We start from the raw sequence: 16,407 nt of genomic DNA, 5'->3' as shown, positions 1-16,407 counted from the left end.
ATAGTCACCTGGTAATCTGCGTGTGTCAACCGTCACATGAAAGTGACGGATCGGTAATGGGAGATTCAGGTCATGGCGAAGCGACGACAGGCCAGGTTCACCACCGACGACCTCGAAGGGCTCCCCGAACTGGACGACGAGTCCCCCGCGCTCTGGGACGAGTCACGCGGCGAGGTGCCCCGCAAACTGCTCACCTCGGCCGTGCGCTGCTTCGCCTCCAACGGCTTCCACGCCACGACCACCCGCGACCTCTCCGGCGCGGTCGGCCTCAGCCCCGCCGCGCTCTACGTCCACTTCCCGTCGAAGGAGCACGTGCTCTTCGAGATCGTCCGGACGGCGCACGACCGGGCCCTGGCCTGCGCGACCGACCCGGCCGTGGCCGGCCTCGACGACCCGGTGGAGCATCTCCGGGCGCTGGTGGCGCGATACACCGAGTGGCACGCCCGCTACCACGTCGCCGCCCGGGTCAGCCAGTACGAGCTGGCCGGGCTCTCGGCCGAGCACTACGAGCAGATCCTGGAGACCCGGCACCGGACCAACGTCGTCTTCCGGACCGCGGTCGAGCGGGGCGTCACCTCGGGCGCGTTCGCCGACGTCGACGTCAAGCGGGTCGCCCGGGCCATCCTCTCGCTCGCCATCGACCTGGTCCGGTGGTACCGCCGGGACGGCGCCGACTCCCCCGAGCAACTGGGCGAGTTCACCGCCCAGCTGGCGCTCACAATGACCGGGGCGCCGGTGGCGTCAGTCCACCAGGGCTGAATAGACCAGCTGCCGCAGCTCCTGGCCCAGGGGGTACGTGTTGGAGGGCATGAGCTGGGTGAAGAACGACGCGGTCAGCCGGTCGGCCGGGTCGACCCAGAAGGCGGTGCTGGCCATGCCGCCCCAGTAGAACTCGCCCGCGTTGCCCGCCGTGTGACCGGGCCTCTTGTCCTCGACGACGGCGAACCCGAGGCCGAAGCCGACCCCTTCCAGGGTGGTCTCGGCGAAGCCACCGGTGGACAGGGCCTCCAGGTCGCGGCCGCCGGGCAGGTGGTTGCGGGTCATCGTGCGCAGGGTGCGGCTGCCCAGCACCCGGTCGCCGTCCAGCTCGCCGCCGTTGAGCAGCATCTGGGTGAACCGGTGGTAGTCGTGCGCGGTGGAGATCAGGCCGTGCCCGCCGGCGTGCATGACGGGTGGGCGCAGGCCCGAGCCGGCCAGCAGGGGCGACGTCACCGCCTGGCCGGTGGCCGGATGAGGCACGTACAGCTGGGCCAGCCGCTCGGCGTCCGGCTCGTCGGCCCACCACCGGGTGTCGGTCATGCCCAGCGGCCCGAGGACCCGCTCCTGGAACACCTCGTCGAGCGGCTTCCCGGCCACCACCTCGACCAGCCGGCCGAGCACGTCGGTGGCCACCGAATAGCCCCACGCGCTGCCCGGCTGGAACAGCAGCGGGAACGTCGCGTACCGATCGACGGTCTCGGCCAGGTCGTACTTCCCCTCGTCGAGTCCGAAGCCGGCCTCCCGGTACAGCCGGTCGACCACCGAGGTCTCCATGAACCCGTAGGTCAGCCCGGCCGTGTGGGTCAGCAGGTGCCAGACCCGGATCGGCTCGGTCGCGGGCACCGTGAACGGCTTCAGCGCCGAGCCCTTGTCGTACACCCGCATGTCCTGGAACGCGGGCAGCCAGCGGCTGATCTCGTCGGTGAGCTGGAACCGGCCCTCCTCCCACAGGCTCATCGCGGCGACCGAGGTGATCGGCTTGGTCATCGAGTAGATCCGCCACAGCGTGTCGTCCTCGACCGGCGTGCCGGCCGCCACGTCGCGCAGGCCGTAGCGGCTCTGGTGGGCGATCTCGCCGTGGCGGGTCACGAGGATCTGCCAGCCGGGCAGCCGCCCGTCGTCGACGTACCGCTGGAAGTGCTTGTCGAGGGTCTGCAACCGGTTCGCGTCGAAGCCCAGTGTCATCCGGGAAGACTATCCGCGGCCCCGGCCTGTGACCCTTGACACTCCACGCTAGATCCATGAGGGTTGATGCCCCTAGCTCAGGAGGCGTTGTGGCCGCTCCCACCCGCTATCTGCCCGCTCATGAGATCCGTGACATGCCCGACGCGCCGCGGAACTACCGGCGGCTGATCGGCCCGGGCATCGTCACCGCCGGGGTGGGCCTGGCGTCCGGCGAGTTCGTGCTGTTCCCGTACATCGCCTCGCAGGTCGGTCTGGTCTTCGTCTGGGCCGCGCTGGTCGGGGTGGTGACGCAGTACTTCCTGAACATGGAGATCGAGCGGTACACCCTGGCCACCGGGGAGACCGCGCTCACCGGGTTCAGCCGGTACTGGCGGCACTGGGGCCTGGTGTTCGCGATCCTCACCTACTTCGCCAACCTGTGGCCGGGGTGGGCGACCAGCTCGGCCACGCTGACCACGTACATCTTCGGCGGCAACAAGACCGTGATCGCGGTCGGCATGCTGGTGGCCATCGGGCTGATCCTGACCCTGGCGCCGGTGGTCTACGTGGCCCTGGAACGCACCCAGATGGTCAAGGTCGCGGCGGTGATGACGTTCATCGTCGTCGCGGCGATCTTCGCGGTCGGCGCCAAGGCGTGGAGCGACGTGCCGCACATCGTGACGCAGCCGCGGATCCCGACCGAGCTCGGGTTCGCGCTGCTGCTCGGCGCGCTCGCCTTCGCCGGGGCCGGTGGCGGCCAGAACCTGGTGCAGTCCAACTGGATCAGGGACAAGGGCTTCGGCATGGGTACGTACGTCCCGCGCCTGGTCAGCCCGGTGACCGGTCAGCCCGAGGCGGCGCCCAGCACCGGGTACGCGTTCGAGCCGACGCCGGAGAACCTGACGCGCTGGCGGGGCTGGTGGAAGTTCGCCAACATCGAGCAGCTGACCACCTTCGTGCTCATCACGTTCGTGACGATCCTGTTCACCTCGCTGCTGGCGTACGCCACCGTCTTCGGCCGCGACGGCCTGGAGAACGGCATCGGCTTCCTGCAGATCGAGGGTCAGGTCCTGGCCGAGCGGGTCGGCTCGTGGTTCCAGTACCTGTTCTGGTTCATCGGCGCGTTCTCGCTCTTCGCCGCCGCGCTGGGCATCGTCGACTACACCAGCCGGCTGGCCGCCGACGTGATCAAGACCTCGTACGCCCGCGAGGCCAACGAGTCCAAGGTGTACGCCGGCCTGGTCTGGGGCCTGGTCGCGATCGGCATCGTGGTGCTGCTCGCCGGGGTCAGCCAGCCCATCGTCCTGCTCGTCACCTCGGCGGTGGTCGGCGGCTTCATGATGTTCATCTACTCGGCCCTGCTGATCCTGATCAACCGCCGGACCCTGCCCGAGCCGATCCGCGTCCGCGGCTTCCGGCTGGGCGCCCTGATCTGGTCGTTCCTGCTGTTCGGGGTGCTGTCGGCGCTGACCTTCCAGGACCGCATCGGCGCCCTCTTCGATTGACGCACCACAATGGATTGCCCCCGTTCCCGGCGGCCGTATAGCGTCCCGGGAAGCATCACCAACGGGGAGGACAATTGAAGACTCAGTGGAGCGGCCGCCTGCGAACGGCGGCCGCGGCGATCGCGGTCGCCGTGCCTCTGGTCGTGGCCGGCGCGACCGGCCCGGCCCAGGCGGCGGACACCTGGCAGTGCTCGGGCAATGCCTGGGGCTTCGCGGTCAACACCGCGGGCAAGAACAACCGGTACCCCTTCACCGCGCCGGGGACGACCAGCGCCGCCCACGGCACGCCGGTCGACCTCGGCGGCGGCTGGAACACCTACCAGCGCGTGCTGGGCGGGCCCGACTCCAAGATCTACGGCATCAACGCCAACGGGCTGTTCCGCTACCGCAACGTCGGCGCCGGCTGGGAACAGGTCGACGGCGTCATCAACTGGAAGATCAGCTCGGACTTCACGCTCTACGGCGGAACGGCGTGGAAGGACAAGATCACCGTCGACGAGATCGGCGACTTCTACGCCGTCGACCAGAGCGGCCGGCTGCGCCAGTGGCGCTTCGACGAGGCCGGCCGGACCTGGACCATCAACGGCCGGGTGATCAGCACCGGCTGGGACCGGTACAACCTGATCTTCGCGTCCGGCCCCGGCGTGATCTACGGCCGCACCCCCGACGGCAAGCTCTACCGCAGCCGGTTCGAGCCGGCCAGTCAGCGCTGGCTGACCGAGCACTTCGAGGTCGGCGCCAGCTCGTGGGGCCAGTACAAGACGATCTTCGGGGTCGGCGGCGACACCTTCTACGCCTCCCGCACGTCCACCGGTGAGCTGGTGACCTACCGCTACCGCGAGGACAACAACACCTGGGTGGTGTCGAACCGGAAGGTCGGCGACTCCGGCTGGGCCGCCTTCACCAACCTGACCGGCCTCACCAACTCGTGCAGGCTCACCGACCGGCACGAGCCGGCCCGCCCGGCCACGCCGTACCAGCCCGGCAGTCCGATCGTCGCCATCCAGGAGCAGGCCGACGGGACCTCGCTCGGCGCGCTCGACTACGTGTACGCCGACGACATCGGCCGGCTGCGGCACGGCTACCAGGCCAACCCCAACGTCTTCACGTCGGTCCAGTGGTCGGCCCTGCCCAACGACGCCGGGTTCACCGGCCGCCCGGCGCTGTCGATCAACCCGCAGGGCAAGGTCCGCATGCTGGTGCACAGCACCTCCAGCGACGCCTGGTCGTTCACCCGGCAGGCCTCGCCGAGCACCTCGTGGGACGCCGGCACGAGCCTCGGCGGCGCGCTGAGGTCGCGGCCCACCGTGGTCCGGCTGAGCGACACCAACCCGGTCGCGTTCGGCCTCGACGCCGACGGCGGGCTCTGGTCCCGCCGGTACAGCGGCACCGAGGGTGACGTCGACCTGTTCCCGTGGCGCAAGGTGAACGGCGCCGGCCTGACCGGCGAGCTGACCGCCATCCCCGGCGCCGACCGCAAGGTCACCCTGTTCGCGCTGGACGCGGATGGCACCCCGGTGACCGCCACCTACCTCGACGGGACCGTCTCGGCCTGGACCGAGCTGGGCGGCAGCGGCTTCACCGCCACCCCGGCCGCGGTGAAGCTGCCCGGCCAGATCCTGCGGGTCTTCGCCCGGTCCGCCGACGGTCAGATCCTGACCCAGCAGCAGAGCGCGAGCGGCGGCGCCTTCCCCGGCTCGTGGAGCGCGGTGGGCGACTTCACCAGCGGCGGTCCCCCGGTCGCGGTGCTCGACTCGCAGACCAGCCGGCTGGTCGTGGTCGCGCGGGGCGCCGACAACGAGGTCTACCGGGTCTTCGAGACCGCAGCGGGCTCCGGCGCCTGGGGTGACTGGCTGCGGCTGTCCCCCGACTTCCCCGACCCGACCGTGACCGACCCGACCATCACCCCGTTCGCCGACGGCAACGGCGACTCGTACCTCATCGCCTTCCGCAACCAGAACGACGCCGCCCGCGTCTACACCCGCCAGAGCGGGTCCGGCCTGGCCGCCGGCAAGACCGCGACGCCGTCGTTCACCGCGCACACCCTGCCCGCGCCGCCCAGGTAACTCCACCGAGCACACCGAACGCCGCCCGGACACCCGTCCGGGCGGCGTTCTTCGCACTTCCGCCTCAGTCCGGTGTCAGTGCCACGTCAGATGTCGTTCGTAGCGTCGCGGCATGACCTGCATCGATCAGCTGCACGCCACACATGCGAACAGCGTCCTCCGCCACCTGCTCCGGCTCACCAACGGTGACCGGCCGACGGCCGAGGACATGCTGCAGGAGACGATGCTGCGGGCCTGGCGGAACGTCGAGAAGCTGCCGGCGCACGAGGAGGAGCAGCGGCGCTGGCTGCTGACCGTGGCCCGGCGGATCGTGATCGACTCGGCCCGCGCCCGCAACGTGCGGCCGGCCGAGCTGCCGATCTTCGACCTCGACCGGATCACGCGGGTGGAGGACACCACCGACGCGGCGCTGGCCGGGGCGGCGATCGTGGCCGCCTGGCGCCGGCTCAGCGCGGCCCACCGCGAGGTGCTGACCCTGCTCCACCTGCGGGGACGCTCGGTCGACGAGGTCGCCGAGGAACTGAGCCTGCCGATCGGCACGGTGCGGTCCCGCTCGCACTACGCCTTGCGCGCGCTCCGCGAGGGCATGGCGGTGGTGGACTGAAGCGCCTGCGCGCTCCGGCCCCGGATCAGCTCGGCGGTGGCCGGGTCGAACTGGTCGTAGATCGCGGCCGACCGGCGCCACGCCTCGTACGCCTCCTGCCGGGCGCCGTGCCGCAGGTGGGCCTGGCCGAGGTGGTCGAGGATGATCGCCTCGGTGTTGCGGGCCGGCGAGTCGCGGAACAGCTCGATCGCGTTCCGGTAGCAGGCGATCGCCTCCTCGACCTCGCCCAGGTGGAAGTGGGTGTAGCCCAGGCTGTCCCAGGCCGCCCCCTCGCCGTGCTTGTCGTCCAGGTCCTGGAAGATGCGCAGCGCCTGCCGACAGGGGTTGAGCGCCCGGCGCGGCTGCCCCATCTCGGTCAGGATGTTGCCGACCGCGTTGAGCCCCATCGCCTGCCCGACCAGGTCATCGATCCGGCGGTACGCCTCCAGGGCCCGCTCGCTGTAGCTCAGCGCCTCGGCCCAGTGGCCCTGCCGCTCGGCCAGGAAACCGATGTAGTTGAGGCTGCTCGCCACCCCGTTGCCGTCGCCCTGACCGGTGAAGAGCCGCAAGGACAGTTCCAGATGGGTACGCGCGGCTTCGTCGCGCCGCAGCTTGTTGAACGCCCGGCCCAGGCTGCGATGGGCGTGGGCCTGGGCCACCGGGTCGGCCAGCTCGCCCGCCGCCGCCACCGCCATCCGGGCGAACGCGGCCGCCTCGTCGAAGTGGCCCAGCCGGTCGAGGAAGAACTCGAGGCTCCAGACCAGCTGCCAGGTGTGCCGGTGATGGCCGGTCGCGGCGGCCAGCCGGAGCAACTCGCGCAGCACCGGCTGTTCCCGGTCGAACCAGGCCAGCGCCTGCTCGCGGTCGCCGATCGCCTCGGGTGTCACGCCGGGCCCGGGCTCGGGCAGCGCGACCGGGATCAGCGTGGTGGTGTAGCGCTCGGCGGCGACGCGGGCGGTGTGCAGGTAGTGGTCGAGGACCCGCAGGCGGGCCGCGGCCCGGTCGGCCGGCGGGTCGGCCGCCTCGGCCAGCTCGCCCGCGTACGACCGCAGCAGGTCGTGCAGCACGTAGCGGCCGGGCACCCGCTCGATGAGCAGGCTGGCGTCGGTCAGCTCGTCGACCAGCGCCCGGGCGTCCCGCCGACCGGCCGCGATCAGGCTGGCGATCGCCGGCAGCCCGATGTCGGGTGGCGGGTGCAGGGTCAGGAGGCGGAACAGCCGGGCCGCGTCCGGTGTCAGGGCGGCGTACGACCACGAGAAGACGTCGGTCCCTCCGACGGCGTCCAACGGGCCGGCGCCGGTCCGGAGCTCGGCCGCGAGGTCGGCCAGGCGGAAGGACGGGTTCATGGCCGCGCGCGCCGCCATCACGGCCAGCGCCAGGGGCAGCCGGCCGCACCGCTCGACCAGGTCCTTGACCGCCTCCGGCTCGGCCGCAACCCGGGCGTCGCCGAGCCGCCGGGACAGGATCTGCCGGGCCTCCCCCTCGGACACCTCGCCGAGCTGGACCGGGACCGCGCCGTGCGTGGTGACCAGGGCCGGCAGCCGGTGGCGGCTGGTGATCAGGACCAGGCTGCCGCCGGCGCCGGGCAGCAGCGGCCGGATCTGGCCGGCCTCCCGGGCATTGTCCAGCAGGATCAGCATGCGCCGCCGGGCCAGATGGCTGCGGTAGAGCGCGGCCCGGGCGTCGAGCCGCACCGGGATGCGGTCGGGTGGCACGCCCAGCGCCTCGAGGAACGTGGCCAGCACCTCGCCCGGCGCGACCGGCTCGCCGGGCCCGAACCCGCGCAGGTCGGCGTAGAGCTGACCGTCCGGGTAGCGCCCGGCCAGCCGGTGGGCCAGGTGCACGGCCAGCGTGGTCTTGCCGATGCCGCCCATGCCCACGATCGCCGCCACCCGGCCGCCGTCGTCGCCGAACGCCAGCAGCCGGGCCAGCTCGTCGGCCCGGCCGGCGAACGCGGCCAGGTCGCTGGGCAACTGGGCCGGGGTGGCCTCGAGCGGGGCGGCCGGCCGGGTGAGCGCCTCGCCCAGCTCGGGCCCCGGGTCGACACCCAGCTCGTCCCGCAGCCGCCGGACCACCTCGCCGCGGACCCGCACCGCCTCGGCCTGCTGGCCGGCGCTCACCAGGGCCTGGATGAGCAGGGCCTGGAGCGGCTCGTCGAAAGGGTGCCGTTCGGCGGTGGTCCGCAGCTCGAGCAGGATCCGCTCGGCCCGGCCGGACCGCAGGGCGGCGGTCGCGTACTCCTTGACCACGGTCAGGCGCTCGCGGTCGAGCGACGTGAAGGCCGGATGGGACTGGGTCTCCAGCGGCAGGGCGGCCGCGACCGAGCCGCGCCACAGGGCCAGCGCCTCGGCGAACAGGGCCACGGCCGGCTCGGGCGCGGCCATCCGGGCCTCGTCGGCCAGCCGCCGGAACCGCAGCAGGTCGAGCGAGTCGGCGCTGACGTCCATCCGGTAGCCGCTGCCGTCGCCGAACAGCCACCGCCCGGTCTCGCGGCGCCCCAGTTCCGGTTCCAGCAGCCGCCGCAGCACCCCGACGTGCCGCTGGACGATGTTGACCGCCGTCGGCGGCTCGTCCTCACCCCAGAGCACGTCCACGATCTCGGTCAGCGGCACGGTGGCGCCGGCCTGCGCCAGCAGCAGCGTCAGGAGCACGCTGGGCTGGCCCGCGGCCACCCGCAGCTCGGCGTCGTCGCGCCAGACACGGACCGGCCCGAGCACACCGAACGCGACTCCACTCATCACGGAAAGATATACGCGCAGGTAGGGGCCTGGTTCGGCGTGAGCCCGATATCTGACAATCAATCTTCCAGATATCCGAGGACGGCCAGGACGCGGCGGCTGTAGCCCGGCTCGGCGGTCAGGCGGAGCTTGTCGAAGATGGCGTTGACGTGCTTCTCGACGGCGCTCTGGGAGACGTGGAGCTCGGCGCCGATGCGGGCGTTGGTCAGTCCCTGGGCCATCCGGTCGAGCACGTCGCGTTCGCGGGTGGTGAGGGTGGCCAGGGGGTCGGTGTGCGAGGTACGGGCGAGCAGCTGGCGTACCACCTCGGGGTCGAAGGCGGCGCCGCGTCTCCAGCGCGGCCGCCAGCCCGCCCGCGTCCAGCGCCGCCGGGAACACCCGCCAGGACACCTCGCGCAGCTCGGCCAGCGCGTCCGCCGCCTCCTCGTGGGCCTGGCGGAGCAGCTCCGGGATCCGGTCGGGCTGGGCCCGCCGCGCCCGGCCGAGCAGCATCCCGAGCGCGACCAGCCGCTGCTGCACGCCGTCGTGCAGGTCGCGTTCGATCCGGCGGCGCTCGGCGTCGACCGCGACCACGACGTCGGCCCGGGCGGTGGACAGCTCGGCGATCCGCCGCTCGTAGGCGACCCGGTCGCTCGGCGTCAGGAACCGCGCGGCCAGGGCCCGGTCCATCCGGCCGACGGTCAGCAGGCCCTGGAGCCCCAGGAAGGCCAGGACCGCCGCCGCCGAGAGGATCCAGACCACGTTCAGCGGCGACGGCTCGATGCCGTCCACCGTCCGCCCGGTGAACCAGCCGGCGACCAGCAGGACGGTGGCGACCGCACCCCACGTGTAGAGCAGTGTGAGCAGGCCGCCGAGCAGGCCCACCGGCAGCCGCAGGGCGAGGTAGGCGGCCGCCCGGCCCGGTTCGGCGTCGCCCTCGATCAGGCCGCCGCCGAGCATCCGGGTGACCCGCTCGCGGTCGAAGGTGGCCAGGGACCGTGCTCCGGCGCGTACCCATCGACGCCCGGGCGGCACCGCCCACAGCAACCCCGCGCCGAGGAAGAAGGCCAGCCCGACCAGGGCGGTGGCCGCGCCGGCCAGCACCCCGAGGATCTTCCGCGCCCATCTGGGAGCTGGTCGAGCGCTATGCCGGCGTACTCCAGAAGGTGGTGATCGTCACCGGACCAGTGTCCCGATCCGGCGCACCACGAACCAGGCCACCGCGGCCAGGACCACCACCGGGCGCCGCGGCCCATGGGGCAGAGCACCCGATCGCCTGTGGAAAACCACAGGTCCGCGGTTGCGGGGGTCCGCGAACAGGACGATGGTGAGGGCAGGAGATCAGCGTCGATCGATCCTGGAGCGCGCCATGAAAGCACTCGCGGCCGCGGTTGTCATCGGCACCATCGTCGGGCTGGCCGGTGTTGCCCCGGCATCCGCGTCATCGTCGCTCTCGGAAACCGGGCGGCTGGGTGAACGGCGGTTCGTGGTCACCGGCGACCGGATGTACGAGATGGGCGCGGCCGACGGGACCTACCCCGGCACCGGGTGGCACATCCGGGGCGAGATGGGCGGGTTCTGGTCGCCGCCGATCAAGCTGCTCGACGGCCTCTGGTTCGGGGTGAACGGCACCTGGTTGCGCGCGAGCCGGTTCACCACCCACCCCGGGTACACGTCGATGACCTTGAACGGGCCGGGTGGCCTGGCCGTCGAGCGCGTCGACGTGGTGCCGGACGGCCGGCGCGCGGCGCTGATCGGGCTGCGGTTCCCGGCCGGCGCCGGCCGGTCGCGGCTCACCGTCGAGGCGCATTCCGAGCTGCTGACGGCGTACCCCTGGAGCTTCACCACCCCGTCCGCCGACGCGGTCAACCGGCCCGACTCGGGCGCATTCGACGGCCGGAACCTGGTCTTCCGGGACCGCTCCTACGCGGCGCTGGTGGGCAGCACCCACGCGCCCCTCGGTCACGCGCTCGGCGCCGGCATGCGCGGGCCACAGGGGGCGGTGATCTGCGGCGACCCGGCGCCGGCGGCGTGCGACGACGGGCCGTCGGGCCGGGGTACGGGCGGACGGCTGTCCTATGCGGTCGCCGCCGGGAGCACGGTGTGGTTCGCGGTGGCCGGGTCCGATCAGGGCCTCGCCGCCGCGCGCGGCGAACTGGCCGGCGCGCTCCGCGATCCGGCGGCGGCGCTGGCCACCAAGGTGGCGGCCCGGCGTGCCGTGGCCGCGCGCAGCCGTGTCGATCTGCCCGGCGACCGGCTGCTCCAGCAGAGCGTGGAGTGGTCCAAGCAGAACCTCGCCGACTCGGTGCAGGAGTCTCGTGACCTGCGGTTGTTCGCCAGCGACGAGGGCACGTCACTGCCACCTCCGGCGGGCCGTCTCGATCGCGCCCGCTGGATCGGCGCCGGCTGGCCGGACTATCCGTGGATCTTCGCCACCGACGGCGAGTACACGGCGTTCGCGGCGGTGGCGGCCGGCCAGTTCGAGGCGGTCAAGGACCATCTGCGTACGCTCCGCGACATCAGCGAGGTGGTGAACCACCGTTCCGGCAAGGTCGTGCACGAGGTCACGCCCGACGGTCAGGTCTACTACGGCGCCAACGACGACCCGGGCAACACCGACGAGACCGTGAAGCTGCCCAGCGCGGTCGCCCTGGTCTGGCGCTGGACCGGCGACGACCGGTTCCGCGACGAGATGTACGACTTCACGGTCCGGGGCATGCGGTACGCGCTGGCGCTGGACGCCGACCGCGACGGCTGGCCCGAGGGCAGCGGCAACGTCGAACGCGAGGGCATGGGCCCGGAGAAGCTCGACGTGGCCGTCTACACCATCCGCGGCCTGCTCGACCTGGCCACCCTGGCCGCGTCCCGGTCCGACCGGGCGACCGCGGCGTGGGCGTCCTCGCAGGCGGCGGCCCGGCTCCGCCGGTTCGAGTCGTCCTGGTGGTACGGCGGTGACGCCCGCTCGTACGCGGACTCCCGGTCGGCCGGCGACGCCAAGCTGTACCAACGGTTCTGGATCGGCGCCGTCCCGATGGAGTCCGGGCTGCCGCTCGCCCCCGCGCACGCGGCTGCCGCCCTGTCGCAGCGCGAGCGCGACTGCTTCACCGGCGACTTCGGCCTCTTCCACACCGGCGCCCCCGGCTGCGACAGCGTGGAATCCGCCGTCCCGCCCGAGCGCAGCGTCTTCTCCCTGGGCAACGCCGTCATGGCCGTCGCCGAGGGCAACCACGGCCGGCTCGCCCCGCAGCGCCGCTACACCACCGCGAACGCCCGCAGCCAGCTCGACCCGGCGGTGTGGGAGATGCCCGGCGCGATGCCGGAGATCCTCCCGTCGCCCGACTTCGGCTCGAACCTGGAGAAGGACTTCCTCAGCCGCTCCAGCGTCCTGCAGGCGTGGGGCGCCTACGGCGTCCTGTGGCCGGTCATCCACCAGCACCTGGGCGTCGCCCCCGACCTGGGCCACGGCCGCCTCACCGTGGTCCCCGTGTTCGCCTCCATGGCCGGCGCCGACATCGCGGTCGGCCCCGGCCACGTCGACGTCCGGTCGACCGCCCGCGCCCACCACGTCAGCGTCACGGTCAACGCCGCGGTGCGGGCCCGCCTGACCCTGGGCGTGGTCCTCCCGCCCGGCGCGAGGGTCACCTCGGCCCGCCTCGACGGCCACCGCGTTCCCACCCGCCTGGTCACCACGCCCCGAGGCACCGAACTGCACGTCGAGGCCGGCGCCGGCGGCCGGCATGTGCTCGCCGTCGACCTGCGCTGACCCTTTGCTCAGGGCGAAGGGGCTTGCGCGCACGGACCCGGAAGGGCTCGGGCCATCTCCGATGGGCCCCAGCCCGTAGCCCGCGGGAGCATACGGTCTGCACCCCGACGGACGCGGGAAGATCAAGCCCTTGAACTTGATCTTGCCGTCGAGGCGGTTTCCGGGGCGGCGGGCCGGGGCGGGCGGACGGCCAGGTAGAGGAAGGGGAGGCAGAGGAGCAGGTCGGCCAGGTGGACGATCAGGGTCTCGCGGGTGATGCGGCTCAGGGGGAAGGCCAGACCGCCCAGGATGAGGAGCACGCCGATCGCGGCCGGGGCGGTGCGAAGGCGGATCAGCATGATGCCCAGGGCGACCATCATCATCGGGAACAGCGGGCCGCACAGCCAGAACAGGGTGTTCGCGGCGAGCGGGAAGTCGGTCAGGCGGTCGACCGTGGCGGCGTGGGTGACGCCGAACATCTCCTCGTGGATGGACTGCACCGAGAAGGCCACACCGCCCGCGGCGCCGAGGACGGTCAGGGGAACGGCCGCGGCCACGAACCGGGGGGAACGCGGGCGCAGGCCGTCGTAGAGAGACAGCAGGCCGATCAGCCACAGGGCGATGCCCAGGCCGGACAACGCGCCGCTGGTGGCGCCCTGACGACCGTCCTGCCAGAAGAAGGTGGCGGCGAGATTGAGCACGGGGCCGAGAATCAGGAAAATCATGGTGCCGACGCTAGGGACGTTGCCGGCGTGGGGAATCCAGCGTTCGTGGTAGGCCGGCCAGCCCGCCGCGGTACGCGAGGACGACGAGCTGGGCCCGGTCGCGGGCGCCCAGCTTGGCCATCGCCCGGTTGGTGTGGGTCTTCGCGGTGGCCGGGCTCATGCCCAGGCGGCCGGCGATGTCCGTGGTGGACAGGCCGTCGGCGAGCAGGCCCACCACCTCGCGTTCGCGGGCGGTCAGGGTGTCCAGACCGGGTGGCGGGTCGGCGCCGACCCGGGCGAACGCCGCGATCAGCCGGCGGGTCACCGCGGGCGCCAGCAGGGCGTCCCCGGCGGCGACCACCCGCACGGCGTGGCGCAACTCGTCGGGGCTGAGGTCCTTGAGCAGGAAGCCGCTGGCGCCGGCGCGGAGGGCCTCGTACACGTACTCGTCGAACTCGAACGTGGTCAGCACGATGACGCGGACGCCGGGCAGACGCTGGTCGCCGAGGATCCGGCGGGTGGCGGTCAGGCCGTCGGTGCGGGGCATCCGGATGTCCATCAGCACCACGTCGGGGCGGTGGGCGCGGGTCAGCGCGATCGCCTCGTCGCCGTCCGCCGCCTCGGCGACCACCTCGACACCGGGCGTACGTTCGAGAAGCACCCGGAAACCGGCGCGCACCAACGCCTCGTCCTCGGCCAGCAGCACCCGCACGCTCATGCCGGCAGCCACCCGCGCACCTCGAAACCGCCGTGACCGGCCCGCCCGGCCCGCACCCAGCCGCCCAGGCCGGTGGCGCGCTCGGTCATGCCGCGCAGGCCGTTGCCGGGTGGCCCGCCACCGCCGGTCCCGTCGTCCCGGACCGCGAGCGACACCCCGTCGGCCGCGTAGCCGACGCGGATCTCGATGGTCGACGCTCCGGCGTGCCGCACCGCGTTGGCCACCGCCTCCTGCACGATCCGGTACGCCGTGGCCTCGACCGCCCGGGGCAGCGTCCGCCGGTCGCCCTCCTCGACCAGGGTCGCACCGGTGGCCGAGGCCAGCGACGGCAGCCGTTCCAGCGTCGGCGCCGGCTCGACGCCACGGACGCCGTCGCGCAGGACGCCGACCGCCGCCCGCAGCTCCGTCATCGCTTCGCGGGCTGCCCCGCGTACCGAAGCCAGCGCCTTCCGCACCTGATCGGGGTCGTCGTCGAGCGCGTCGGCGGCCACAGCGGCCTGCACCGACACCACGGCCAGGGTGTGTGCGCTCAGGTCGTGGAGCTCGCGGGCGATGCGGATGCGTTCCTCGGTCACGCGCTGCTCGGCGACCCGGTCACGCTCGGCGGCGAGCAGCCGCACCCGCTCGCGGCGCGCCCGGACCGCCTCGCCGAGCAGCAGCGCCGCCACGAACATGCCGGTCGAGCCGTCCAGCGCCGCGTCCAGCGGACCCAGGCCGGCCACGATCATCCGGCTCTGCGCGTCGATCACGATCAGCACCCCGGCCACGAGGAGCCCGAGCCGCCGCCGGGGCGCGACCGCGACGGAGTAGAGCGCGATCCACACCGGCACGGCCGGCGCCCCGCCCGGATAGCGGTCGACGTGGTAGGCGAGGAAGAGGAACACCACGGCGGCCAGGACGAGCGCCGGCTGCTGCCGCCGCGCCAGCAGGGCGAGGGCCATGCCGAGGACCATCGCGTACGCCAGCAGATCGGGCGCCCGGTCGGCCGGCTGGACCGGCGCGGCGGCCACCCGGGCGGCGGCCCCGGCGAACGCGAGGGCGGCTATCCCGAGGTCGCTCACGCAGGCCCGCATGGCGTCACGGTACGCATCCGCCGCGGCGCCCGCGTACCGCGAACGTGGTACCGCACTATGGTCGACTGATGAGCGCGCTGTCCCACCTCGAGTGCGGCCGTTGCGGCGAGAAGTACGACGCCGACGTCCCGCAGAACCTGTGCTCGTGCGGCCGGCCGCTGCTCGCCCGGTACGACCTGGACCACGTCGCGGTGACGCCGGCCGAGATCAAGGGGCGGGCACCCGATCTGTGGCGTTATCGGGAGCTGTTGCCGGTTCGCGAGGCGCGGCACGTGGTGACGCTGGGCGAGGGCATGTCGCCGCTGGTGCCGATCCCGCGCACCGGGGCGCGGCTCGGCCTGTCGCGGCTGCTGGTCAAGGACGAGGGGCTGCTGCCCACCGGCAGTTTCAAGGCCCGTGGCGCGGCGGTCGGTGTGTCCCGGGCCCATGAGCTGGGCATCGAGCGGATCACCATGCCGACCAACGGCAACGCGGGCGCCGCCTGGGCGACCTACGCGGCCCGGGCCGGCATGCGGGCGCTGGTGGTGGCGCCCGCGCGGGCGCCGGCGTTCACCCGGGCCGAGGCGGTGCTGGCGGGCGCCCGGGTGCACGTGGTCGACGGGCTGATCGCCGACGCGGGACGGCTGGCCGCCCAGGCGATCGACCGCGGGTGGTTCAACACGGCGACGTTGAAGGAGCCGTACCGGGTCGAGGGCAAGAAGACCATGGGCCTGGAGATCGTCGAGCAGCTCGGCTGGCGGATGCCCGACGTGATCGTCTACCCGACCGGCGGCGGGGTCGGCCTGATCGGCATCCGCAAGGCGCTGGACGAGCTCCTGGCCCTGGGGTGGATCAGCGGCCCGCTCCCCCGCCTGGTCGCGGTGCAGTCGACGGGCTGCGCGCCGATCGTCCGGGCCTTCGAGGCCGGCGCGGCGACCGCCGACCCGTGGCCGGCCGGCCAGGCCCGGACCCACGCGTTCGGCATCAACGTGGCCGGCACGCTGGGCGACTTCCTGGTGCTCGACGCGATCCGCGACTCCGGCGGCACCGCGGTGGCCGTGCCCGACGAGGCGATCGTGGCGGCCCAGGCCGCGTGCGCGGCGGCCGACGGGATGCTGATGTGCCCCGAGGGCGCGGCCACCGTCGCGGCCGCGGAACACCTGCGCGGCACCGGCTGGCTCACCGGCGACGAGGAAGTGGTCCTGCTCAACACCGGCGCCGCCGCCAACTACGCCGACACGCTCGCCCTGCCGTCGCCGGAACTGCTCGCCCCGGACGCCGTCCTTCCCGATTGAATTCACTCCGTCGGGAATACGTCAGAGACAAATCGATCAAGAATTGCGCGCGTAGCCTCCTCACCGCAATAGGAGGCGAGCGACATGGCGACATTCACGGCA

General features: G+C 72.9%; 12 protein-coding genes and 1 pseudogene. 6 read left to right on the top strand and 7 right to left on the bottom strand.

Annotated features, from left to right (window positions below; all coding sequences use genetic code 11):
* The first annotated feature begins 72 nt into the window (after positions 1-72).
* Positions 73-759: a TetR/AcrR family transcriptional regulator gene (locus AB0O15_RS19630; RefSeq protein WP_364320213.1), complete on the top strand. Its 687-nt coding sequence runs from the start codon at positions 73-75 to the stop codon at positions 757-759.
* Here AB0O15_RS19630 and AB0O15_RS19625 read toward each other — a convergent pair.
* Positions 742-1,944 (bottom strand): serine hydrolase domain-containing protein, encoded by a 1,203-nt coding sequence (locus tag AB0O15_RS19625; protein ID WP_364320211.1) that lies wholly within the window; start codon positions 1,942-1,944, stop codon positions 742-744. The two genes, AB0O15_RS19630 and AB0O15_RS19625, sit on opposite strands and share 18 nt — an antisense overlap.
* Positions 1,945-2,033: 89 nt before the next feature.
* Here AB0O15_RS19625 and AB0O15_RS19620 point away from each other — a divergent pair, with 89 nt between their 5' ends.
* The 3 genes from AB0O15_RS19620 to AB0O15_RS19610 all read left to right on the top strand — a co-directional run bounded on the left by AB0O15_RS19620 (position 2,034) and on the right by AB0O15_RS19610 (position 6,098).
* Positions 2,034-3,428: an Nramp family divalent metal transporter gene (locus AB0O15_RS19620; RefSeq protein WP_364320209.1), complete on the top strand. Its 1,395-nt coding sequence runs from the start codon at positions 2,034-2,036 to the stop codon at positions 3,426-3,428.
* A gap of 74 nt (positions 3,429-3,502) precedes the next feature.
* The gene (locus tag AB0O15_RS19615; RefSeq protein WP_364320207.1) at positions 3,503-5,494 is read left to right on the top strand and encodes a tachylectin-related carbohydrate-binding protein; all 1,992 of its coding nucleotides are present in this window, start codon (positions 3,503-3,505) and stop codon (positions 5,492-5,494) included.
* 112 nt (positions 5,495-5,606) lie between these two features.
* Complete coding sequence (locus AB0O15_RS19610) at positions 5,607-6,098, top strand: sigma-70 family RNA polymerase sigma factor (protein ID WP_364320205.1); 492 nt, start codon at positions 5,607-5,609, stop codon at positions 6,096-6,098.
* On the opposite strand, the gene AB0O15_RS19605 is transcribed toward AB0O15_RS19610, so the two are convergent.
* From AB0O15_RS19605 to AB0O15_RS19595, 3 genes and pseudogenes are all read right to left on the bottom strand, one after another.
* Complete coding sequence (locus AB0O15_RS19605) at positions 6,053-8,815, bottom strand: BTAD domain-containing putative transcriptional regulator (protein ID WP_364320496.1); 2,763 nt, start codon at positions 8,813-8,815, stop codon at positions 6,053-6,055. The genes AB0O15_RS19610 and AB0O15_RS19605 overlap by 46 nt on opposite strands.
* A 59-nt stretch (positions 8,816-8,874) precedes the next feature.
* Entirely contained in the window at positions 8,875-9,036 is a 162-nt protein-coding gene (locus tag AB0O15_RS19600) for a LuxR C-terminal-related transcriptional regulator (RefSeq protein WP_364320494.1), read from the bottom strand.
* 157 nt (positions 9,037-9,193) lie between these two features.
* Positions 9,194-9,484 (bottom strand): annotated as a pseudogene (locus tag AB0O15_RS19595) (histidine kinase dimerization/phosphoacceptor domain-containing protein); the annotation flags it as partial.
* 679 nt (positions 9,485-10,163) lie between these two features.
* Between AB0O15_RS19595 and AB0O15_RS19590 the strand changes: the two are divergent.
* Positions 10,164-12,557, top strand: a complete 2,394-nt coding sequence (locus tag AB0O15_RS19590; protein WP_364320203.1) for a hypothetical protein — start codon at positions 10,164-10,166, stop codon at positions 12,555-12,557.
* A gap of 122 nt (positions 12,558-12,679) precedes the next feature.
* Here the strand turns inward: AB0O15_RS19590 and AB0O15_RS19585 are convergent, their stop codons facing one another.
* Genes AB0O15_RS19585 through AB0O15_RS19575 form a run of 3 tightly spaced genes read right to left on the bottom strand, consistent with a single transcriptional unit; the run spans position 12,680 to position 15,031 of the window.
* Positions 12,680-13,261: a hypothetical protein gene (locus AB0O15_RS19585; protein WP_364320201.1), complete on the bottom strand. Its 582-nt coding sequence runs from the start codon at positions 13,259-13,261 to the stop codon at positions 12,680-12,682.
* Positions 13,262-13,271: 10 nt separating this feature from the next.
* A complete protein-coding gene (locus tag AB0O15_RS19580) occupies positions 13,272-13,958 on the bottom strand; it encodes a response regulator transcription factor (RefSeq protein WP_364320492.1) in 687 nt (228 codons plus the stop codon).
* Positions 13,955-15,031, bottom strand: a complete 1,077-nt coding sequence (locus tag AB0O15_RS19575) for a histidine kinase (protein WP_364320199.1) — start codon at positions 15,029-15,031, stop codon at positions 13,955-13,957. Before AB0O15_RS19575 ends, AB0O15_RS19580 begins: the two co-directional genes overlap by 4 nt.
* Positions 15,032-15,099: 68 nt before the next feature.
* On the opposite strand from AB0O15_RS19575, the gene AB0O15_RS19570 reads away from it, so the two are divergent.
* The gene (locus tag AB0O15_RS19570) at positions 15,100-16,305 is read left to right on the top strand and encodes a threonine synthase (protein ID WP_364320197.1); all 1,206 of its coding nucleotides are present in this window, start codon (positions 15,100-15,102) and stop codon (positions 16,303-16,305) included.
* Positions 16,306-16,407 lie beyond the last annotated feature (102 nt).

It is taken from the genome of Actinoplanes sp. NPDC089786 (assembly GCF_040684855.1).
Classification (GTDB): domain Bacteria; phylum Actinomycetota; class Actinomycetes; order Mycobacteriales; family Micromonosporaceae; genus Actinoplanes.
This window is presented reverse-complemented; position numbering and strand designations above follow the sequence as displayed.

Excerpts from the sequence above, each read along its gene's own strand:
- AB0O15_RS19630 (WP_364320213.1), top strand. The coding sequence starts at position 73 with ATGGCGAAGCGACGACAGGCCAGGTTCACCACCGACGACCTCGAAGGG.
- AB0O15_RS19625 (WP_364320211.1), bottom strand. The coding sequence starts at position 1,944 with ATGACACTGGGCTTCGACGCGAACCGGTTGCAGACCCTCGACAAGCAC.
- AB0O15_RS19610 (WP_364320205.1), top strand. The coding sequence starts at position 5,607 with ATGACCTGCATCGATCAGCTGCACGCCACACATGCGAACAGCGTCCTC.
- AB0O15_RS19605 (WP_364320496.1), bottom strand. The coding sequence starts at position 8,815 with ATGAGTGGAGTCGCGTTCGGTGTGCTCGGGCCGGTCCGTGTCTGGCGC.
- AB0O15_RS19600 (WP_364320494.1), bottom strand. The coding sequence starts at position 9,036 with ATGGCCCAGGGACTGACCAACGCCCGCATCGGCGCCGAGCTCCACGTC.
- AB0O15_RS19590 (WP_364320203.1), top strand. The coding sequence starts at position 10,164 with ATGAAAGCACTCGCGGCCGCGGTTGTCATCGGCACCATCGTCGGGCTG.
- AB0O15_RS19585 (WP_364320201.1), bottom strand. The coding sequence starts at position 13,261 with ATGATTTTCCTGATTCTCGGCCCCGTGCTCAATCTCGCCGCCACCTTC.
- AB0O15_RS19580 (WP_364320492.1), bottom strand. The coding sequence starts at position 13,958 with ATGAGCGTGCGGGTGCTGCTGGCCGAGGACGAGGCGTTGGTGCGCGCC.
- AB0O15_RS19575 (WP_364320199.1), bottom strand. The coding sequence starts at position 15,031 with ATGCGGGCCTGCGTGAGCGACCTCGGGATAGCCGCCCTCGCGTTCGCC.
- AB0O15_RS19570 (WP_364320197.1), top strand. The coding sequence starts at position 15,100 with ATGAGCGCGCTGTCCCACCTCGAGTGCGGCCGTTGCGGCGAGAAGTAC.